We start from the raw sequence: 20799 nt of genomic DNA on the forward strand, positions 1-20799 counted from the left end.
GGTCTCATCCGGCAATACGTCCGGCATTTCGTCCGGCAATACGTCCAGCACTTCGTACGGCGACTCGTCCGGCCACCGTCCGGCTGCGGCGGCCGGCCCGCCCGTCGTCAGCCCTCGACGCTCGCGGGGACCTCACCAGGGCGGTCGACCACGCCGCGCCGCATGACGGCATTCACGCCGTACAACGTCTCGACGGCGGTGCCGTCGCCCTGGTGACCGATCATGTAGGACCGCGAGCCCAGATACGTGAGCGTGGCCTTGTCGAAGATCCACGTGTCGCGGGTGGCGGCTCCGGGGTCGTGGCGAGTGATGCCGAAGCCGTGCCGGCCCGCCGCGTCGACGGCGTCGGGCACCACGCGGACGCCGGGGATCTTCTCCACGACCTGGTACAGCGCGGACGCGGTGGCCGGGGGCATGATCGCCGTGCTCAGCATCCCGCCGATGTTCGAGAAGACGGTCTCGTCCAGCGAGGAGGTGCCCCACGGCTCGGTCTCGGCGTAGAGCAGCGCGCGCAGCGCCTCGGGGTCCGTGGGCAGCGTGGCCAGCCACTTGTAGGTGGGGTGGTCAAGTCCCGCGTACACGGGCGAGGTGGCCACCATGGGCCCCAGCCCCGGCATCACCGCGTCCTTCCCCGATTCACGGATCCAGCCCTCCTCCGTCATGGGGCCGGGGCGCTGGACGGTCCAGTACTCCTGCTTGTGCAGCGCGCCGAGCCGGACCTGGCCGCCGAACGCGCCCTTGTTCCCCCGGGTCAGCGTCTCGACATACACGAGCTGGTCGTCCTTCACCGGCGTCACGTTGCCCGTCATGGCGACGGCGGCGATGCGGCTGAGCGTGGCGGACGCGCTGTTGTAGTGCGCCGGAGGGGCCGCGGGGAAGTGCCCAGGGGCGTGTCCGCCGCCGGACGCGGTGACGACGAGCACGGCGGTCAGTGCGGCCGCCACGGGAAGCACCATCATCGGACGCGGTTGCCGGCGGCGGCGCTGTGGGGCCGCCGCCGTCGCCACCATCGGCGCCATCATCGGCGTCGTCGTCGTCGCCGTCGTACGGGTCCCGCGGGCGAGGTCCTGGTCGATCCGCCGCATCAGAACGTCCTTGAGGTGCCGATGGCGGCTCGGCGAAAGGTGGTCCCAGGCGGCCGAGGCGGCCAGCAGTTCTTCCGCCTCGGCCGGGACGGTGGCGGGCGCGTTGTCAGCCTTCATCGGGTTTCCTCCTGCAAGAAGAGCGCCGCGAACACGGCCTCGCCGTCTTTCTCTCCGGGAACGCGGTCCGGTTCCCCCGCCGTGTCGCGTGCCGGTACGGCGCTCAGCTCGGCCAGTCGCTTGCGGGCGCGCGAGAGCCGCGAGCGCACGGTGCCGACCGGGATGCCCAGTGCCTCGGCGGCTTGCCGGTAGTCCAGCCCGGCCGCCACGCACAGGGCGATCACCTCCCTGTCCTGGCGGCGCAGTCGGCGCAGCGTCTCGTGGACGGCGGCCAGCCGTCGCGCGTCGTCGATCCGGCCGATCGCCTCCTCCGCGAAGTCCTCGACCGCGCGGGGCTCCGGGCTGCGCGCGAGGAAGGCGAGCCTGCGCCACCGTCCGCGGTTGGCGTTGTGCGCCTTGTGCGTGGCGATGCCCAGGAGCCATGGCGTGAGGGACCCGCCCTCCGGCTCCACGGTCTCCCGCCCGCGCCAGGCGGCCAGGAAGGTCTCGGACATCACGTCCTCGGCCTCCGGCCAACTCCCGGTCAGCCGCAGCGCATGGTTGTAGACCGCCCGCGCGCTCTGTTCGTACAGCTCGGCGAACGCGGAACGGTCTCCGGCACGGATCCGCCCACGCAACGGCTCCGCTGGTTCTGTTTGCGTCACACTCATTACTCTCCGCAGCACCGGCCGAGTTCCTGTGTCCGCCGTCACAGCCGCCCGCCCGCCCGCTTCCCGCGCCCGAGAGTAACGGTGCGTCCGGTTTGCACAAAGGGCTGACGGTGCGCTCCGTTATCTGGTGAAGTACGGGTCTGCCGGGCCCGCAAGGGGGGTGCCCGGCCTCGTTCTCCACGTCTGCTCCTACGACAACGCCCGCGTCGCCTTCACGACCTGCTGACCGGGGCCCGCGGCGCTCCGTCCCGCCACCGACGGAGCGCCGGGGCTCGTATGACGGAATCCGCCCTCGCGGCTCAGGGCCGAGAGAGGTCTCTGCGGGATCAGGGCCTTGCGGGGGCGTCGGCGAAGTCGGGGAGGTCGGGGGTGAGGAGGTCCGCGACGGCGCCGTCGAGGAGTTCGGCGGTCTCGGTGGAGCGAGGGAGCATGGTGCTCTCGTAGGCGCGGACGGCGTCGGCGACGGTGGCCTCGGTGGCCAGGGCGACGGCGAGTTCACCGGCGTCGAGCATGGCGAGGTTGACGCCGACGCCCAGCGGGGGCATGAGGTGGGCGGCGTCGCCCAGGAGTGTCACGGTGGGGTGCGGCTCCCAGGTGTGCGGGACCGGCAGGGCGAAGATCGGCCGCTGGACGTAGGGGCCGTCGTTGTCGGTGATGAGCCGGCGCATGGGCGCCGACCAGTGGGCGAACCGCTCCTGGAGCAGGGCGCGGACGGCGTCGGTGTCGTCGGCGGCCAGGCCGCCGCGGCTGATCCAGTCGGCCGGGACCTGCTGGACGATGTAGACGCGGATGTGGTCGCCGCCGTTGCGCTGGGCCACCAGCGCGCGTTCGCCGTCGCCCGCGTGGGCCATGCCCTGGCCGACCAGTTCGGCGATCTCGGGGTGGCTGTTGTCGACGTCGTCGAACCAGGCCTCCAGGAAGCTCACCCCCGTGTACGCGGGGACGGCGGCCGAGACAGCCGGGCGTACGCGTGACGAGGCGCCGTCGGCGCCGATGACCAGGTCGGTCTCCACGGTGGTGCCGTCGGTGAAGCGCAGCAGCCGCGGTCCCTCGGCGGGACCGCCGACGGACTCAAGTCCCTTTCCCCAGAGGATCGTTCCCGGTTCGACCGACCGCAGGAGCAGGTCGCGCAGCACCCCGCGGTCGATCTCCGGCTTGAACAGCTCGTCGGCTTCCGGGACGTGCCGGACGGTGATCGTGCCGTCCGGGTCAAGCAGCCGCATCTCCTGGCCCTCGGGCCGGGACAGCGCGAAGAACTCCTCCAGCAGACCGGCCTCGCGCAGGGCGATCTGGCCGTTGTCGGCGTGCAGGTCCAGGGAGCCGCCCTGGTCGCGGACGTCGGGACCGGCCTCGCGGTCGTAGACGGTGACCGCGAGGCCGCGCCGCTGGAGGATGCGGGCGCAGGTCAGGCCGCCGGGTCCCGCGCCGATGACGCTGATCCTGGCCTGGGCCGGTGCTACGGGGTTCGTGGGGTTCATGGGTGGTTCCTCTCGCCGACGCCGGACGGCCGCGGCCCGATGCCGCAGGCATGTCCGGCGCCGTCACATTATTCGAACGCCTCCAAACATACAACGACTCCAATAATGGTGCGATGACAACTTTCGGGATACGGTCGGCGCATGGACGACACCATCGGCCGGGCCGCCCCCACCGGAAGGCGCGAACGCAAGAAGGCCGCCACCCGGCAGGCGATCGCCGACGCCGCGCTGCGGCTGTTCCTGGAGCGCGGATACGACCAGGTGAGCGTCCGCGAGATCGCCGAGTCCGCCGATGTGTCGGTGTCGACGGTGTTCAACTACTTCCCCGGCGGCAAGGAGGCCCTGGTCTTCGACGAGGACGCCGGGAACGAGGCCCGCCTGGTCGCCGCGGTGACCGACCGCCCCGCGGACCGGACGATCCCCGAGGCCCTGCGCGCGCACTTCACGGGCTTCGCCACCTCGCCCCACACGCGTGACCCGCGCTTCGCCGACCTCCAGGAGCTCGTCCGGCAGACCCCGGCCCTGCGCGAGTACGCGCGCGCGATGACCCTGCGCCACGAGAACGCCCTGGCCGTCGCCCTCGCCGAGCAGACCGGCCGCCCCCACGACGACCTGCTCTGCGCCGCCTACGCCCGCTTCACCCTGGAAACCCTCGCCTTCGCCGGTTCCCGTCCCGATCCCGTCGCCGCGATCGACCAGGCGATGCTCCTGCTCGACCGGGGATGGACGGCCGCGGTCGCCCCGCCCGGCCCCGCCGCCCCGACGGCGGGTCAGATGTTGTAGTGGTTCTCGTAGTACCGAGCCACCAGCTCGCGGTAGTGGGTATCACCGGTGTGCTCGTCCACGACGAACTCCGGGGAGCTCTTGATCTGGTCCTTCGTGAGATCGACGAAGATCTTCTGGTCCGCCGTGTCGATCGACCGTACGGTGCCCGCGGGGAGCAGTACGTGCTTGCCGAAGATCCACACACCGGTATCGACGACCAGATACGCCGAGTCGAAGTCGTCGGAGTGCTTGTCGACCTTGCCGATGTGACCGTCCGTCGCCTCGACCTGGTAACCGATCAGGTCGGTCCCCGCCGTATGGCCGGTGGTGTGCTGATAGCCCCAGATGTTGTCCCTCATGTCGCGGCTCCTCCATCGGAAACGTCGCGCCCCGAGTGACGAGAATGCCGTCGCGGCATCTGCTCGCCGGTGACGCGTACTCAGACGGTCGCGTGCCCGCCCGCCCCGCGCCCACACCTCAGGCCCCGACTCGCCCGCCCGAACGACCTCAACGCCCGAACGACCTCAGAGATCGAACGGCCTCACCTATCGAACGGTCTCAGCGATCGGCGAGCAGCTCGCGAGCCGCGCGGGCGCCGGAGGCCATCGCCCCCTGGACCGAGCCGGTGGCCCGGTGATCGCCGCAGACGTAGCGGCCGGGCGAGACCCGCGTGGTACGGCTGAGCGGCCACGGCGGCGGCATGGCGGGCAGCGCTTCGGCGACGCGGTAGGCGGCCACCGGCTCCCACGTCGTGGTGTCGGCCTCGTAGAGCTCGGCCAGTACCCGGCGCACCTCCGCCTCGGCGCCCTCGGTCTCGTCGACTCCGAGCACGGAGGTGGAGACCAGGGCCCGGCCGGGCGGCGCGTAGGTGGGACTGACCTCGCTGAGCACGACGGTGTTGAGCACGCGCCGTGCGGTGTCCACGATGAGCGTCGGTTCGGCGCGCGGTCGTTCAGGAGCCGCGTGGTAGTACGTGGTGACCGATCGCGTCGCCGGTACGCGCAGGCCGGGTACGAGTGAGGCCGCGGCGGCCGGGCCGGCGGCGACGACCACCGCGGGCGCGGCCAGTTCGTCACCGCGGGCCGTCAGCACCCCGTCGTCGGTGAGCCGTTCCACGGGGACGTCGAAGGTGACGGTGCCGTCCGGCAGCGTGGCCGCCATCAGCTCGGGCACCGCGGCGACTCCCCGAGCGGGCAGGCACAGCGTGCCGCGCAGCATGGAGCGCCACACCAGATGGAAGAACCGGCTGGAGGTCTCCAGCTCGTCCTCCAGGAAGACTCCCGACAGGAACGGGCGGAACAGGGTTTCGACCAGTTCGTCGCCGATGCCCGCCTGCGCGAGCGCGGTGCGGGTCGTGCGGTCCGTCTGGCGTTTGAGGACGCGGGGCGGTGCCAGCAGGTCGCGGCCGCTCATCATGGCGAGTCCGGCGAGATCACGCAGCGTGGCCAACCGCCCGGGCCGCAGGTCGGCCGCCATCCGCGGGTGACGCGTCGGGTCGCCCAGGCGGAGCTTCCCCTGAGGGGTGTGCACCAGAAGGCCCGGCGTGAACGGCCGCAGACGCAGCTCGCTCAGCCGCAGGCGACGGCGCAACTGCGGGTAGGAGGTGTTGACCACCTGGAAGCCGCGGTCGAAGCGGAACCCGTCGCGTACGTCGGTACGCATCCTGCCGCCCGCCGCGTCCGACGCTTCCAGCACTCGCACGCGCAGCCCCGCGGCCACCAGGTCCTGCGCGCAGGCCAGCCCCGCCACACCCGCGCCGACGACCACCACGTCGACGGCGCCTTCACTCGCTCCGCGTGTCATTCGAGCCTCCCGCCCCGCGACGGGCAACGCGGATTCGGCGACGCGCTGCCTCTTCCTGCGGATCATGGCAGGCCGTCGGCGGCCCCGCACGTCTGCCACGGCCTGTGAGCCCATGGGATCACCGGCTCCGCGCGGGCGCCCGCCGGTGGACGGGTCCTGCCACCGCCGTGACAGGACCCGTCTTCACCGTCGGCCGGAGGGGGAGGCGGCGGACGGGTGCGCGGTGGTCAGCCGCAGGGAAGCGCCCCCGGGGTCAGGGTCACCTGGTGGCTGAGGTCACCGTCGAAGCGGAAGGTGTTCACGGCGGTGCCCTGGCAGGTGTAGCGGACGATGCCGACGCCGTACGCCACCGCGGTGATCGTGCCCGTACTGCTGACCTTCTCGATCACGGCGTAGGCGGGCTGGCTGACGCCGTTGCAGACCTTGCTGTTGTAGATCGAGAGCTGGCCGTAGATGAAGTCGAAGTCGGTGTAGTACTGGCAGCCGCTGGGCCAGTCCGTGGTGCTCGCGGACGCGGTGGCGGCGCCCGGTACCAGCAGGGCGGCCAGGGCCGCGGTACACGCGGCGGCGGTCAGACGGAGCTTTCTCACAGGTCGTTGTCCCTTCGGTGGGCGGGGGGAGCGGAACGAGCCGGAAGCAGCATCCGTGGGACGGGGCGGGGTCACCGCGCGCCACCGATCGTAGGTTCGGCGACACAGTCGCGCAATAAGCCGGGCAAGTGAAAGAAATTTCCGTAACTCAGCCTGAAAAGAAGTGAGTTCAGTGATGCGTCAGGGGCGTCGGAGGATGGCGGGAGGGGCTGCCGGGGACACCGGGGCGCGAGACGCCGGGGCGAGGTGAGACCGCGGTCGGTCGGCCGCGCGGCAGCGCGCCGACCGGGCAGGACGGGATGTCCTGCCCGGTCGGCGGGCTCGCTCGGAGGGAATGCGGCCTGCTCGGAGAAGCTTCGGCCCGCTCGGAGAAGCCTCGGCCCGCTCAGAGGAAGTAGCGGAGCCAGATGTAGAGCCAGGCGATCACGCAGCTCATGGTCGTCACGATGATGCCGTAACGGGTGAACTGCCAGAACGAGATGCGGTGGCCGCTGCGGGCGGCGATGCCGATCGCCACCACGTTGGCGCTGGCCGCCACCGCCGTGCCGTTGCCGCCGAAGTCCGCGCCGAGGGCGAAGGCCCACCAGATCGCCTGACCGGTGCGCTCGTCGGGCGCCTCGGCCACCAGCCCTTCGACCACCGGGGCCATGGAGGCGACGTACGGGATGTTGTCGAAGAAGGCCCCCAGGATCGCCGAACCGAACAGCAGGGCGGTCGCGGCGCCGAAGAAGTTGCCGTCCACCTGGCCGACCACCCAATCGCCGAACGTGCTGATCACCCCGGTGTGCCCCAGACCGGCGACCATCACGAACAGGCCCATGAAGAAGACCAGGGTGGGCCACTCGACCTCGTTGAGCACCTCGGTGACGTCCATCCGGGAGACCAGCAGCATCAGCCCGGCGCCGACCAGCGCCACCACCGAAGGGTCGAGGTGCAGTACGGAGTGCAGCGAGAAGGCGACCACCACCAGCGCGAGTACGGCCAGGCAGCGCACCAGCAGCCGTACGTCCGTGATCGCCCGCCGCTCCTGCAACGCCAGGACCGCGTTGACGTGCTCCGGGTTGTACCGGAACGACTTGCGGAACAGCACCCGGGTGAAGAGCACGAAGACCGCGAAGATCACGACGACGATCGGGGCCATGTGCACCAGGAAGTCCGTGAAGGTCAGCCCGGCGCGGCTGCCGATGATGATGTTCGGCGGATCGCCGATCAGGGTCGCGGCGCCGCCGATGTTGGAGGCCAGGATCTCCGCGATCAGGTACGGCTGCGCGGGAATGTGCAGCCGGTTGCAGACCACCACGGTCACCGGGGCGACCAGCATGATCGTGGTGACGTTGTCCAGGAACGGCGACGCGACAGCGGTGATCAGCATCAGCATGACCATCAGCCGGTACGGCCGGCCGCCCGACCGCTTCGCGGACCAGATGGCGAGGTAGTCGAAGAGGCCGGTCTGCTTCAGCACCCCGACGATGATCATCATCCCGAGCAGCAGGAGGATGACCTCCCAGTCGACCCCGGCGTGCTGGGAGAACCACACCTCGGCTCCGGGCGCGAGGCCGAACACCAGCATCACGGCGGCCGCGACCAGTACGACTTTGACCTTGTCGACCTTCTCGGTGGCGATGAAGAAGAACGCCACCGAGAAGATGGCCAGCGCGACGACGGCGCTCACCGGTCACCCCCCGACCGGCTCGCGCCGCCGCACGACGGGATCAGCCGTCCCGGCGCCATGAGACGTCCAGCCGGACTCAGCCGTCCCGGCGGGAGCAGACGTCCGGGCGTGATCAGCCGTCCGGGCGTAATCAGACTTCCGGGCGCGATCAGACGTCCGGGTGGGCCACCGCGAATTCGGCGATCACCCGCTCCAGCGTGATCGCCCCGACCAGCACACCGGCGTGGTCGACCACCGCCACCAGCGGGCTGCGCTGCCCGGCCATCAGGGCGGCCACTTCCAGCAGCGTCCCGTCCAGGCCGACCGTGACCACCCGGGCCAGCCCCTGGTGCAGGCAGTCGCCCACGGTCAGGTCGCCGAGTTCGTCCCAGTAGTGATCCGCGTGCGCCTCGTCGATGGCCCGGGCCAACGCCCGGTCCGCCCGGTAGCTGTCGGGCACCGCCATCCGCAGCACCTGCGTGCCCGGCAGCACCGTACGCGGTCGGCCCCGGTCGTCCACCACGATCATGCCGGGCAACCGGCGTAGCGCCATCAACCGGACCGCGTGGGCCACGGAGTCCCGAACGGTCACCGTCGGTACGGTCACGGCGATCTGCTGTGCCTGCATTCCACCAACTCCCCTGGCCTGGACCAACCTTCGGATACGTCCTGATCACGCGAACCCGCCCTGGAGCTCGGCGAGCCGGCGTTCCAGGCTCGCCAGCCGGTCGGCGACCGAGACGCTGTGCAGCACCTCGGCGACCTGGTCGGCCTCGTCGAGGTCCAGTTCGATCTGGTTGACCGGTACGTCCGGATCGCCCGCGCCGTAACAGAGCAGCGATCGGCGTCCGGACTGATGCACAAGTACGCCGAAGCGCTGCCCTTCACGGGTCGAGAAGTGGTTGACGACGCCGACGCCGAAAACACTGGTGCGGGTGATCTCCACTGAGGGCTCCTTCGGGTCATTCGAGCAAGGGAGGCTGGTCCCCCTCTACGTTTCGGGAATTCGGCCGACCCGGCCATGGGGTCCGACACCCATCTCTGCCCGCGCGGAACATGCAGGTGAAAGGGGTTGTGGATGGGTGAGCGACCCGATGGACAAACGGGCCGCTCCCGAGCGAGGCTGGCACGGTGACCAATTCCGCTGACCGGGCAGCCATCCCCGAGCCCGGCCGCCGAGAGGAGCCCGGGCACCGAGAAGAAGCCGACCGCCGAGGCAAGGACGGGCGCCGGGACGAGCCCGGCCGCAGGGCACCTGCCCAGGCGTTGTTCCGCCGCCTGGTCGTGCTGAACGGCCTGGTCTTCACGATCGGTACGCTCGTGCTCGCGCTCTCACCGGCCACCGTCTCCTCACGGGTACGGCTGGCCGAGATCCCGGTGCTGATCGTCGGACTGGCGCTCATCCTGACGGTGAACGCCCTGCTGTTGCGGGCCAGCCTGGCCCCGCTCGAAGCGCTGACCGCGCTGATGCGCCGGGTGGACCTGCTGCGCGGCGGGGACCGACTGGCGGACTCCGGCAACGGTGACCTGGCGGACCTGATCGCGACCTTCAACGCGATGCTGGACCGGCTGGGGGCCGAACGCAGCGCCAGCAGCGCCGACGCGCTCGCCGCCCAGGAGGCGGAGCGGCAGCGGATCGCGCGGGAACTGCACGACGAGATCGGGCAGAGTCTCACGGTGGTCTTGCTCGGCCTCAAGCGGGCCGTGGACCGGGCCCCGGACGACCTGCGCGACGACCTGCACGCCGTGCAGGAGACGGTGCGGTCCAGCCTCGACGAGGTGGGACGGGTGGCCCGCAGGCTCCGCCCGGACGTGCTGGAGGATCTCGGGCTGCTCAGCGCGATGAACGCGCTGGCGACGGAGTTCTCGCAGATCAGCGGGGTGCCGGTGGTGCGGCGGGCGAAGCCGGACCTGCCCGCGCTGAGCACGGAGAAGGAACTGGTGATCTACCGGATCGCCCAGGAGAGCCTGACCAACGTGGCCCGGCACGCCCGGGCCGGCCGGGTCGAGCTGTCGCTGCGGCCCGAGGCGGACACGGTCGTGCTGCGGGTCGCCGACGACGGCCTCGGCGAGGTGAGCCGGGAAGGTGCCGGCATCCGGGGAATGCGGGAACGGGCGCTGCTGATCGACGCGCGGCTGTCCATCACCGCCGTGCCCGGCACCGGCACCGAGGTCCGGCTGACCGTTCCCGCCGACGGCCCGATTCCGTCGGCGGCGGAGAGGAAGCGGGGGTAAGCGTGTCCACGACCAAGACCCGGATCATGCTGGCGGACGACCACGCACTGGTCCGGCGGGGCCTGCGACTGATTCTCGACGCCGAGCCCGACATGACGGTGGTCGCCGAGGCCGCCGACGGGGCGGAAGCGGTGGAGATGATCCGCGGGTCCGAGATCGACCTGGCGATTCTGGACATCGCGATGCCGCGGATGACCGGCCTGCAAGCGGCCCGTGAGATCTCCCGGCGAGCCCCCGGCGTACGCATCCTGATGCTCTCGATGCACGACAACGAGCAGTACTTCTTCGAGGCGCTCCGGGCCGGCGCGTCCGGATACGTGCTCAAGTCGGTCGCCGACCGGGACCTGCTGGAGGCGGTCAGGTCGGCGATGCGCGGCGAGCCGTTCCTCTATCCCGGCGCGATCACCGCGCTGATCCGGGACTACCTGCATCGGGCCAGGCAGGGCGAGAAGCTGCCGGAGAGCATCCTCACGCCGCGGGAGGAGGAGGTCACCAAGCTGATCGCCGAGGGGAATTCGGCGAAGGAGATCGCCGAGACGCTGGTGATCAGCGTGAAGACCGTCGACCGGCACCGGGCGAACATCCTCCAGAAGCTCGGCATGCGCGACCGGATCGACCTCACCCGGTACGCGATCCGGGCCGGCCTCGTCGAACCCTGAGGCCCGGGGCCGCGGCTGGGTCCGGCACCGGCCAGGGGTCCGACACCGGGCAGGGGTCCGGCGCCGGCCAGGGGTCCGGCACCGGGTCCGGGTCCGGCGCGCCGCACGCGGCGACATCAGCGGCGCTTCCCGATGGCCACCACGGGATCCGCCGACGCCGCGCCCGCCTGGTCGTGGCAGACCGGCCACATCTACCGGCTCGAATCGTTGTCGCCGGACGCGGGCAACACCTGCATGCAGGACTCCCGCGAGTTGACCACCTATCACGGGCATCCGGTCGACTGGGTCCGCAACGCTCCGTGCGATCTCTACGACACGTCGTACCGGTGGCAGGTCGTCATCAACGCCAACGGCTGGGCGAACCTCGAGAACGTGGGCAGCGGCAACTGCCTCGACTACTCCCAGGAATACGGATTGCGCGGTTTCCCCTGCTACAACACCAGCTACACCGGGGGATGGCAGGAGTGGCGGCTCGTCACCCGCCAGGCTCACGGCATCACCCAGGTCGTGCTCCAGAACGGGCGGTACCAGGAAGACCACGCCAACATGTGCGCCGATCTCTCCCTCCAGTACGGCCTGCGCGGCTATCCGTGCAATGGAACGTCCCAGGACTCGGGATACCAGGCGTGGCTCGTCTTCGACGTGGCCACCTGAGTCCCCCTGTCGACGAAAGCCCACCGTCGAAGGAAGTCCCCTGTCCAAGGTCGTCGTCCGTCTGTTGACGGACACCGTCCGTACCATCAGTACCTTTTCCCACGAAACGGGGTAACAGATGAGAAAGCCGCTCTCCGGCCGCCGCCTCGCCGCCGCCGCGCTGTCCGCGGTCGCTCTCGCGGGCTGTGGTCTGGCGATGGCGCCTGCCGCCTCCGCCGCCACGGCCCCTGCCGGCGCGCCCGCGGCGCAGGTGAAGCCCGACGCCAACCCGAACTCCTGCATCAGCACGCTCACGCAGTGGGGTTACGCGGCCACGACGACGCGGATCATCATCTGCAACACGACCGCTGTCGCCGCCTTCGTCAACGCGGAGAACGCCTTTGTCGCCTGTGTGCCCGCATTGGCCGCCACGATAAAGGACGTCAATGACAGGAACTATGACGTTCTGACGTCCGCGTGCTTCCTCGCGGCGTATGGCTGAACCTGCACCCCTGCGGGCCACGGGGCGGCGCTAAGATCGGTTCTGATGCCGGGTCAGACGGGGGTCCGGCACTGATTGTGGAGTGCCGGGGGCATGAGATTCGGCGTGCTGGGGCCGTTGCACGCCCAGGTCGCGGGGTGCGAAGTCCGACTCGACGGAGCGCGGCAGGCGAAGATGCTTGCCGCGCTTCTGGTCGGCGCGAACAACCTCGTCACCATGGAACAGCTCGTTGCCGTGATGTGGGACGGGAAGGTCCCCGCCACCGCGGTCCGCCAGGTCCAGGACGCCATGTCCGGGCTGCGCCGCAACCTCGCCGCGTGCGGGGCGTCGCGTTCCCTGATCAGCACCCGGCGCGGCGGCTACCAGATCCACCTGGAACGGGAGCAGTTGGACCTGCTGGAATTCGACCACCAGCGGCAGCTCGCCGAGCGGCACACCTCACCGTTGGAGACCGCCGTCGCGCTGCGGCGCGCGCTGGCCTGCTGGCGCGGTGACGCCCTGGTCGGCATGGCGAGCCGGGTCCTGGAGCTGGACGCGGCACGGCTGAACGAGAAGCGCGCGGCCACGCACAAGCTCTGCCTGAGCATCGAGGTCGGCCTGGGGCGCCATCGTGAGGTCATCGAGGAACTGACCGCCCTGCTAGGGGTGTTCCCCTTCGACGAGCAGGTCGCCGAGCACTTGATGGTCGCCCTGTACCGGTGCAGGCGGCAGGGCGAGGCGTTACAGGTGTACGAGCGGCTGCGCCGGACGCTCGCGGACGAACTCGGCGTCGATCCCACCCCGCCGCTCCAAGCCCTGCACCAGCGCATTCTGGCCGCCGATCCGTCCCTGGCGGCACCCGCCCCGGCGAGCGGCCCCGCGACCACCGGACCGGACGGCCCCGGCGCCGCCGCCGAACCGGCCATGGCGCTGCCGGTACGCCAACTGCCCCTCGGGGTGCACGACTTCGTGGGCCGAGCCGACGCGCTGGCGCAGGTCGCACGGCAGTTGGACGTGTCGGCGCCCGACCGGGCCCCGGTGGCCGTCGTCGTGGGCGGTCCCGGTGTCGGCAAATCCTCCCTGGTGACGCACGCCGCGCGGCTGGCCAGCGCCTCCTTTCCCGACGGCCAGCTCTACCTCGACCTCGCCGGAACGTCGGACGCGCCACGGGACCCGGCGCTGATGCTGGCCGAGGCACTGCGGGCCTTCGGGGTGGGCGGCAGCGCGATCCCGAACGGCCTGCCCGAACGGGCCGCGCTCTACCGGTCGTTACTGGCGGACCGCCGGATGCTGGTGGTACTGGACGACGCCGGTCACGCCAGTCAGGTGCTGCCCCTGCTGCCGGGCGCCGACGGCTGCGCGGTGCTCATCACCAGTCGCATGCTGCTGACGCAGCTTCCCGGCGCCCGGCACATCGACCTGGACGTGCTGAGCCTGGCGGAGGCGCGGGAGTTGTTCACCGGCATCGTCGGGCGGCGGCGGGTCGAGCGGGAACCGGCGGAGGCCGACGCGATCCTCGCCTGCTGCGACAACCTGCCGCTGGCGATCCGGATCGCCGGCGCCAAGCTCACCGGCCGCCCGGCCTGGTCGCTGCGGGTGCTGCGGGAACGGATCGAGGACGAGTCCCGCCGACTGGCCGAGCTGAGGATCGGGGATCTCAGCGTGCGAGCCAACGTCGAACTGAGCGTGCGGCTGCTCCCGCCCGACGCGGTACGCGCGCTGAGCCTGCTGGGGCTGCTCGGCGCGTCCACCCTGCCCGGCTGGGTGGTCGGCCCGCTGCTGGACCGCCGCGACGCCGACGACGTGCTGGACACCCTCGTCGACGCCAGCCTGGTCCGTCTCACCGCCACCGACGCCATCGGCCAGCCGCGCTACCGGCTCCACGACCTGATCAGGACCTGTGCCGTGGAGCTCGCCGCACAGCTGCCGGAGGCGGACAGGCGGGACGCGATGGTCCGCGTACTGGCCACCTGGCTCGATCTGGCCGGGCGCGCCACCGATCGACTGCCCGCAGGGCTGCTGGTCGCCGAACCCGGTTCCGCGCCGCGCCGTTCGCTGCCGGACGCGGTCGTGGACCGGCTGATGGCCGACCCGGTCGCCTGGTTCGACGCCGAACGCGACACCCTGCTCGGCGCGGTGCGACTGGCCGTGGACTGGGGACTGGACGAATTGGCCTGGGAGTTGGCGGCAGGTCCCGCGACCTACTACGACCACCGGTGCCTGTACCAGGACTGGGAGCACGGGCACCTGCTCGCGTGGGGAGCGGCCGAGGCCGCGGGCAATACGCGCGGCGCGTCGGTGCTGCTGCGCGGCCTTGGCCAACTGAACATCTACCGCGACGAGTTCGACGAGGCGACCCGCGCCCTGGAGTCCTCCGCCGCCCTGTGCCAGAACGGCGAGGACAAGCGCGGCCAGGCGTTGGCGATGGCCATGCTGAGCACGATCAGCCGGGTGCAGGGCCGTTACGACGAAGCCGCCGCCCGTATCGAGCGGGCCCTGTCCATCGCGGTCGGTGAGGGCGACCGCCACCTCGAAGCCCAACTGTCCTGTTCGATGGGCGTGATGCGGCTCATGCAGGACGAACTCGACGAGGCGGAGTCCTGGTTCGGCGAGGCGTTGCGCCAGGCCAGGGCGCTCGACGACGGGCATCGGGTGGCGGTCGTGCTGCGGCGGTTCAGCCGGCTGCACGACCGGCGCGGCGATCCGGACGAGGCGCTGCGCTGCCTGGGGCAGGCGCTGGCCGCCTTCGAGGAACTGGCCGACGAGCGGTGCGCCGCGTACACACTGCTGGAAGTCGGCCGCGTGCACGCCGGCCGGCACGACCGGGACCGGGCAGGCCCGGCGCTGGAACGCGCGGCCGGAATCTTCCAACGACACGGCGACCGCCACGACGAAGCCGCGTGCTGGCAACTGCTCGGCGACCTGGACGCCGCCGCCGGAGCCCACGACCTGGCACACCGCCACCACGAACGCGCACTGCGGCTGTGGCAGACCATCGGTGACGCGCACCGGACGAAGGCCCCGGCGCCCCCGTCATCACCATGACGACGCCGCGCGGTCCGTCCGTACCGCCACCCAGGGGAATTCCAGGTCACGGGGCGTGGGCCACCGGGGGCGGCGGGGTCGGGGTGGGTAGTCTCGCGCTGCCCCGGGTGCAGTTCCGCCTGCGCGCCGACCGATGGAGATGACCTATCGCCGAGTCGAAGGCCGCCACCGCGGGGGCCTCCCCCGGAACCCAGCCGCCCGAGGCCGAGCGGCTGCGGACGATGTTGCGCGACCCCGCCTACCGGCGAGCGCTGCTCTTCTGCGCCCTGATCGGCATTCCGGTGTCCGCGCTGGCCTTCTGGTTCCTCGCGGCGCTGCACGAGTTGGAGCAGTTGGTCTGGACGGACTGGCCCAAGGATCTGGGGTGGCCGCACGCACCCTGGTGGTGGCCCTTTCCGGCGTTCGCGCTGGCGGGACTGGTCGTCCCGCTGGTGGCGGGCCGGTTGCCCGGCCGCGGCGGACACGTACCGGCGGCCGGGTTGCACTCAGGTGGGCCAACGAGGGCAGCGATTCCCGGTGTGATCATCGCGGCGCTGTTCAGCCTGCCGCTGGGCGCGGTGCTGGGACCCGAGGCCCCGCTGATCGCGCTCGGCGGTGGGCTGGCCCTGGTCTTCCGTGACCTGGCGCGCGCGCCGGCCTCACCGCAGAGCACCGCCCTGCTCGGTGCCGCCGGTTCCGCGGCGGCGATCTCCGCGATCTTCGGCAACCCGCTGGTGGCGGGCATCTTGCTGATGGAGGTGGCGGGCGTGGGCGGGCCGCAGCTCTTCGCCGTGATGCTGCCGGCCCTGCTGGCCAGCGGCATCGGATCGGTGATCTTCAGCGGGTTCGGCCAGTGGACCGGCTTCAAGACCGGGAGCCTGGCGGTCGGTCTGCCCGCCCCTCCCGTGCTGGACACCGGTGACGTCGTCTGGTCGCTGCTGATGGGGCTGGTCATCGGAGCGGCCGTCCACGTACTCGTGGTGGGCGGACGGTACGTGGCGGTCTTCGTGTCCGGCCGACTGCTGCCGCACACGACGCTCTGCGCGCTGGCGGCCGGCGGGTGCGTCGCGCTCTTCGCGGTCAGCACCGGCCGCTCGCCGGCCGAGGCGGCGCTGTCGGGTCAGGCGACGCTGTCGCAGTTGGCCAAGGACCCGCATGCCTGGTCGGTGGGGGCGCTGGTGGCGGTGCTCGTCTTCAAGGGGGCCGCCTACGTCCTGTGCCTGGGGAGCCTGCGCGGCGGCCCGGTCTTCCCGGCCCTTTTCCTGGGCGGAGCCGCGGGCGCGCTGCTCGCCCCGCTGCCGGGGCTCGGCCTGGTACCCGCGATGGCGGCCGGGATGGCGGCGGCGGCCACATCGGCGCTGCGGCTGCCGGTCAGCAGCGTCGTACTGGTCGCGATCATGCTCGGCCACTCCGGCTCCGTGCCGGTCATCGTCCTCGCCTCCGTGATCTCCTTCATGGCCGCCGAACTGCTGCCACAGGGGCCCGTTCTTTCCGGACGACCCGCGTGACCCCGGCGCCGGTCCTGCTTCCCCTCCGGCTCCTGCTCCTGCTCCCCCGGCCCCGGCCCCGGCTCAGCGGACGCGGTGGTCAGGACGCCGCACAGGGGTCCGGTCGGGGACGGGGAATTCGTCTCCGGCGAGCACGAGCGTGCAGGTCGGAGGCTGGGATCGGTGGTGCGGTCGCCCCTCCACGCGGACGGCGAAGGGCCGGGGCGGGTCCTCCGGAAGTTCCCCGGAGAGCGTGAGCCGGTCGGCGTTTCCGTCCTCCCGGTGGCCCACCTCCCGCCCGTCGACGAGGAGTTCGACCTCTCGGTGGTGTCCGCCGCTGACGTCCACGCTGATCGAGTGTCCGGCGTGTTCGATGTGGAAGTGATGGAGCTGGTTCATAGCGGCCTCGTTCAGGCGCTGGAAAGTGATCGGGGGGGGTGAGACGCCCGATCCGTCGGCGGACCTCTTCGCCCGCGGGTCGCGCTCGGCGGCGAGAGCGCCTTTCCATCAGATCACGGTCGGGACGTCGCCGCGCGGCGGCCCGTGGCCAACGGACGCATCACCGCACGCGCGGACCCGGCCCCGCGTGACGCGGGACCGTGCGGAGAACCATGGCCCTGCTCAGCGGAATCCGCCGGCTCCACCGCCGCTACGCGGGCGAGGCGACCCGCTCCCCCACCGGCTCGGCCTTCCCGTTCCTGACTCGCCCCAGCAGCCCCGCCGCCTCCGGCACCCGCTGGAGCGCCCCCAGCAGCAGCACCCACAGGTCGTGCAGCCGCTCCTCGATCTGGTCGCGGCCGTCCAGCGCGTCGGAGACGGTGTGGAGGCCGAAGAAGGCGTAGACGACACCGGGGGCCGCGACCGCCGGGGCGACACCGTCGGCCAGTTCCCCACGGCGGCCGGCCTCCTCCAGCAACGCGGTCACCGTCTCGATCCAGGGACTGAACGGGGTCGGCAGCCTCGCGTCGATCGCCTTGCGCTCCATCCACAGCCGGGACCCGGCGCGCACGACGACATCGTCGCGGAAGGCGCGCGCCACGGTGAAGCTGAGCGCGACGAGTTTCTCCAGCGCGGGCGCGTCGGCCGTCCGGGCGCGGTCGACCAGTTCCGGCCAGGTCGCGAAGTGCGCCTCGACGACGGCCAGCGCGAGTTTCTCCTTGTTGGCGAAATGAAAGTAGATCGCTCCGCTGGTGCGGCCGGACAGCGCGCTGATGTCGCTGATACTCGTCCCCGCATAACCACGTTCGTCGAACAGACGCGCCGCGGCCTCCAGCAGAAACCGCCGTGTCGTCTCCGCCCGCTCCTGCACGTTCACTCCGCCTGCCGCGCCGTCACCAACAGCAGGCAATCTACTACCTCCGCGTAACATCCACGAAGCAATGCGCGTGCAAATCCCCAGGGCGTGAGTTCTCCTTATGGTATGAATTCTCCGACAGGGGTCGGCGGTCGTGCCCGTCCGCTGACCTGGTCCCGGACGGTCCCCCGCGAGACAGTGCACCGCGCGTCCGTCGCCGAGGTTCTCCTGACCGACGTACGGCCGACGGCGGACGACGCGTTCGAGGCCGCCGCCGCCTGGCCCCGATCGCATACGACCTTCCCCCTCGACGGGACCGACCGGCACAGCCCGCTGGTCCTGGTGGAGACCCTGCGGCAACTCGGCATCTACATACCCCTGCGCTGGTACGGGGTCCCGCCCACCAGCCACCTGCTCATCACCGACCTGTCGTTCGACCTGCGGCCCGGACGCGCGCCGCGGGCGGGCCACGGCTGCACCGAGGTGACGTGCCGGATCGCGGTCGGCGGGCGCCGCCAGGGGGCGGACGGCGTCACCACCGGCCTGCGGCTCGACGTCACCTACCTCGCCGACGGCCGGGCGTTCGCGCAGGCCAACGGGGGTGCCCGTTTCCTGAGCGCTCACGGATACGCGGCGCTGCGCGCCGAACGCCTCACGGCGCGCCAGCCGACGCCGACGGCCGACGGGCGCCCCGCGCCCGCCGCGCTGGCCGTCGCCCACCTCAGAGATGTGCTGATCACCCACCGCGGCGGCACGGTCGAGATCGACCCGGCCGACCCCTGCCACCCGTTCTTCTTCGACCACCCGACCGACCACGTCCCCGGCATGGTGCTCCTGGAGGCGGCGCGGCAGGCAGCCGCCGAGGTCAGCGGCGGCGTACTACTCCATCCGACGTGCGGCCGCCTGGTGGCGGCGCGGTTCGCCGAGTTCACGCCGCGGGCCAGCGTGGAGTGCGTCCCGCACCACCGGACCTGCGTCTTCCGCATCCACAACGGCGCCGAGCGCGCCGCTTTCGGCGTACTCGGATACGGCGACTCGGGTGATTACGCAGAGGACTCACTTGACTACGTTGGGTTGACGTCCATAACGTAACGATCGATATGTTCTTGGCGGTCTCCCAGACGGCCCTTTTACGGGGCCGCGTCCGCCGAGGGCCCGCGCCCGTCTGCTTTCACCGGTATGCCGACCCCGCCGCGAGGAATGCGACGTCGCATCGCCGGCACATTCAGGCATTCCTGAAAAGGAAATCCCCGATGAACTCTCATCCCATTCTTTCGTGGACACCCGCGGCCATCGTCTTCGACTGCGACGGCACACTCATGGACACCGAACGCCATTGGCAGCAGGCCCGCGAACTGGCCATGAACGATGTCGGGGTCGCCCCGGCCGAGGGCTTCGCCGAACGGGCGAAGGGCCTGCACTTCACCGAGTGCGGTCAGCTCATGGCCGACGAAGCAGGCCGCCCCGAGCTCGGCGTCCAGCTCACCTCCGGCCTGCTGCACCACTTCCGCGCGCTGGTGGCCCGCGAACCGCAGACCATGCGCGGCGCGCGGGAGCTGGTGGAGACGGCCGCCAAGTTCGCCCCGCTCGCGGTCGCCAGCAACTGCCCCCTGGACGTCGTGGAGACCTGCCTCGACCACGCCGGACTCCGGGACCACTTCGACCACATCGTGGTCGCCGACGAGGACAACCGGCCCAAGCCCCACCCGGACGTCTACCTGACCGCGGCCCGGCTCTGCGGCGCCGCGCCGGGCGACACACTGGCGGTCGAGGACTCCGCCTGCGGGGTGGAGGCGGCCGTACGCGGCGGCCTGCGCGTCGTCGGCGTCGGCCCCTGGCCGGGCGAGGACATCGCGGCGCGGGTCGACCTGTGGGTCGCGACGCTCGACGAGCCGGGCATCTTCGAGTGGGCGACGCGCCGGATGGCCCAGCGGCTGCCGGTCTGATCCGACCCGCCGCGGACCGGCGGGTCTCCCGCCCCGTGTCCTCCGGACGGACCGGCCCACTCCCCCGCTGCCCCGTCCGCCCGCGGGTCACCCGCCGGGTCCGCCGGTCGTCCGTCAGCCGCGTGGCCGGTCAGGCACTCTGTTCCTCCGGTACGTCCCCCGCCGCCGCGAGCAGCGGGCCCAGCCGGGAGACGGTTCCGCTCGCGGAGGAGAACAGCAGCGCGATCCCCACCGCGCCCGGATCCGGGACGCCGGCCGCCCGGTCGCCGAGGTAGCTCGCACGGCCGCGCCTGGCCGTCAGCCGGGCGGTGTTGCCGACGCCTTCCCACGCGGCCCGCGCCGCGTGGGCCACGGCCGTGGCCGGGTCGGTCCCCGGCGGCTGCGCCGTCAGCGCGTCGGAGGCCGGGGCGAGCGCGTCGACCAGGGTCTTGTCGCCAACGGTCGCCTCTCCGACCCGCTGAATGGCCGCGAGGCCGTTGCCGACTCCGGCGGCCAGCGCTCCGGCGTCGGGTCCCCCCTCGCTCACCGCGAGCGCCGCCGCCATCTCATGGAACAGCAGGCCGAACAGGGGGCCGCTGGTGCCGCCGACCTCATCGAGGAAAGCGGCCGCGGCGGCGTCCAGCGGGCCGGCGCAGCTCGCCTCGGGGGGCCTGACCCGCTCCGGTGCGCCGTTCGAGGCGGCCTTCCACGCCTCCGGGCCGATCGGGTCGTCGAGACGTCGCAGCGTCGCCCGGAGGCCCGCGACGAGGTTCGCGCCGAAGTCACCGTCGCCGACCTGCTGGTCCAGTGCGGTCAGTTCGGGCTCGGTGGCCTCCGCGGAGGCGGCGAACCGGCGTATCCAGGCATCGGTGAACGCGGTGCGGGACGGTGCGGCCATGACTGCCTCCGGGGAACTCGTGAG

Annotated in this window: 21 protein-coding genes; 9 read left to right on the forward strand and 12 right to left on the reverse strand. The window is 71.6% G+C overall.

Features of this window, described 5'->3' with window-relative positions:
- Positions 1-107: 107 nt before the first annotated feature.
- From ACIQCJ_RS14310 to ACIQCJ_RS14320, 3 genes are all read right to left on the reverse strand, one after another.
- Complete coding sequence (locus ACIQCJ_RS14310) at positions 108-1202, reverse strand: CU044_5270 family protein (protein ID WP_402711519.1); 1095 nt, start codon at positions 1200-1202, stop codon at positions 108-110.
- Positions 1199-1852: an RNA polymerase sigma factor gene (locus ACIQCJ_RS14315; RefSeq protein WP_355342550.1), complete on the reverse strand. Its 654-nt coding sequence runs from the start codon at positions 1850-1852 to the stop codon at positions 1199-1201. The genes ACIQCJ_RS14310 and ACIQCJ_RS14315 overlap by 4 nt, the downstream gene beginning before the upstream one ends.
- 326 nt (positions 1853-2178) lie before the next feature.
- Positions 2179-3330, reverse strand: coding sequence for an FAD-dependent oxidoreductase (locus ACIQCJ_RS14320; protein WP_402711520.1), 1152 nt, complete (start codon positions 3328-3330; stop codon positions 2179-2181).
- 141 nt (positions 3331-3471) lie between these two features.
- Here ACIQCJ_RS14320 and ACIQCJ_RS14325 point away from each other — a divergent pair, with 141 nt between their 5' ends.
- Complete coding sequence (locus tag ACIQCJ_RS14325) at positions 3472-4113, forward strand: TetR/AcrR family transcriptional regulator (RefSeq protein WP_402711521.1); 642 nt, start codon at positions 3472-3474, stop codon at positions 4111-4113.
- Here ACIQCJ_RS14325 and ACIQCJ_RS14330 read toward each other — a convergent pair.
- The 6 genes from ACIQCJ_RS14330 to ACIQCJ_RS14355 all read right to left on the reverse strand — a co-directional run bounded on the left by ACIQCJ_RS14330 (position 4101) and on the right by ACIQCJ_RS14355 (position 9085).
- A complete protein-coding gene (locus ACIQCJ_RS14330) occupies positions 4101-4454 on the reverse strand; it encodes a PRC-barrel domain-containing protein (protein WP_355342557.1) in 354 nt (117 codons plus the stop codon). The two genes, ACIQCJ_RS14325 and ACIQCJ_RS14330, sit on opposite strands and share 13 nt — an antisense overlap.
- Positions 4455-4653: 199 nt before the next feature.
- Entirely contained in the window at positions 4654-5898 is a 1245-nt protein-coding gene (locus ACIQCJ_RS14335; protein WP_402711522.1) for an NAD(P)/FAD-dependent oxidoreductase, read from the reverse strand.
- Positions 5899-6125: 227 nt separating this feature from the next.
- Positions 6126-6488, reverse strand: a complete 363-nt coding sequence (locus tag ACIQCJ_RS14340; protein WP_355342563.1) for a hypothetical protein — start codon at positions 6486-6488, stop codon at positions 6126-6128.
- 385 nt (positions 6489-6873) lie between these two features.
- On the reverse strand, positions 6874-8160 hold the full coding sequence (locus ACIQCJ_RS14345) for an ArsB/NhaD family transporter (RefSeq protein WP_355342566.1): 1287 nt from the start codon (positions 8158-8160) through the stop codon (positions 6874-6876).
- A gap of 148 nt (positions 8161-8308) precedes the next feature.
- Positions 8309-8767, reverse strand: a complete 459-nt coding sequence (locus ACIQCJ_RS14350) for a CBS domain-containing protein (protein ID WP_355342569.1) — start codon at positions 8765-8767, stop codon at positions 8309-8311.
- Positions 8768-8812: 45 nt separating this feature from the next.
- Positions 8813-9085, reverse strand: a complete 273-nt coding sequence (locus tag ACIQCJ_RS14355; RefSeq protein WP_188280217.1) for a hypothetical protein — start codon at positions 9083-9085, stop codon at positions 8813-8815.
- A gap of 320 nt (positions 9086-9405) precedes the next feature.
- Between ACIQCJ_RS14355 and ACIQCJ_RS14360 the strand changes: the two genes are divergently transcribed.
- From ACIQCJ_RS14360 to ACIQCJ_RS14385, 6 genes are all read left to right on the forward strand, one after another.
- The gene (locus ACIQCJ_RS14360; RefSeq protein ID WP_402711738.1) at positions 9406-10374 is read left to right on the forward strand and encodes a histidine kinase; all 969 of its coding nucleotides are present in this window, start codon (positions 9406-9408) and stop codon (positions 10372-10374) included.
- A gap of 26 nt (positions 10375-10400) precedes the next feature.
- Positions 10401-11033 (forward strand): response regulator transcription factor, encoded by a 633-nt coding sequence (locus tag ACIQCJ_RS14365; protein ID WP_188280250.1) that lies wholly within the window; start codon positions 10401-10403, stop codon positions 11031-11033.
- A 132-nt stretch (positions 11034-11165) separates the two neighbouring features.
- Positions 11166-11687, forward strand: coding sequence for a hypothetical protein (locus tag ACIQCJ_RS14370; protein ID WP_391162999.1), 522 nt, complete (start codon positions 11166-11168; stop codon positions 11685-11687).
- Between the two features lie 118 nt (positions 11688-11805).
- Positions 11806-12168 (forward strand): hypothetical protein, encoded by a 363-nt coding sequence (locus ACIQCJ_RS14375; protein ID WP_355342575.1) that lies wholly within the window; start codon positions 11806-11808, stop codon positions 12166-12168.
- Between the two features lie 93 nt (positions 12169-12261).
- Positions 12262-15192: a BTAD domain-containing putative transcriptional regulator gene (locus tag ACIQCJ_RS14380; protein WP_402711523.1), complete on the forward strand. Its 2931-nt coding sequence runs from the start codon at positions 12262-12264 to the stop codon at positions 15190-15192.
- Between the two features lie 221 nt (positions 15193-15413).
- A complete protein-coding gene (locus ACIQCJ_RS14385; RefSeq protein WP_402711524.1) occupies positions 15414-16679 on the forward strand; it encodes a chloride channel protein in 1266 nt (421 codons plus the stop codon).
- Positions 16680-16742: 63 nt separating this feature from the next.
- Here ACIQCJ_RS14385 and ACIQCJ_RS14390 read toward each other — a convergent pair whose 3' ends face one another.
- Together ACIQCJ_RS14390 and ACIQCJ_RS14395 are read right to left on the reverse strand one after the other, a co-directional pair.
- On the reverse strand, positions 16743-17057 hold the full coding sequence (locus ACIQCJ_RS14390) for a hypothetical protein (RefSeq protein WP_401308727.1): 315 nt from the start codon (positions 17055-17057) through the stop codon (positions 16743-16745).
- Between the two features lie 250 nt (positions 17058-17307).
- The gene (locus ACIQCJ_RS14395; RefSeq protein ID WP_355342587.1) at positions 17308-17967 is read right to left on the reverse strand and encodes a ScbR family autoregulator-binding transcription factor; all 660 of its coding nucleotides are present in this window, start codon (positions 17965-17967) and stop codon (positions 17308-17310) included.
- A 111-nt stretch (positions 17968-18078) separates the two neighbouring features.
- On the opposite strand from ACIQCJ_RS14395, the gene ACIQCJ_RS14400 reads away from it, so the two are divergent.
- Together ACIQCJ_RS14400 and ACIQCJ_RS14405 are read left to right on the forward strand one after the other, a co-directional pair.
- A complete protein-coding gene (locus ACIQCJ_RS14400; RefSeq protein ID WP_401719095.1) occupies positions 18079-19044 on the forward strand; it encodes a ScbA/BarX family gamma-butyrolactone biosynthesis protein in 966 nt (321 codons plus the stop codon).
- Positions 19045-19205: 161 nt separating this feature from the next.
- Complete coding sequence (locus tag ACIQCJ_RS14405; protein ID WP_355342593.1) at positions 19206-19898, forward strand: HAD family phosphatase; 693 nt, start codon at positions 19206-19208, stop codon at positions 19896-19898.
- A gap of 130 nt (positions 19899-20028) precedes the next feature.
- Here the strand turns inward: ACIQCJ_RS14405 and ACIQCJ_RS14410 are convergent, their stop codons facing one another.
- Positions 20029-20775, reverse strand: coding sequence for a DAK2 domain-containing protein (locus ACIQCJ_RS14410; RefSeq protein ID WP_391162991.1), 747 nt, complete (start codon positions 20773-20775; stop codon positions 20029-20031).
- Between the last annotated feature and the right edge of the window lie 24 nt (positions 20776-20799).

Source organism: Streptomyces sp. NPDC093221 (genome assembly GCF_044753885.1).
GTDB lineage: Bacteria > Actinomycetota > Actinomycetes > Streptomycetales > Streptomycetaceae > Actinacidiphila.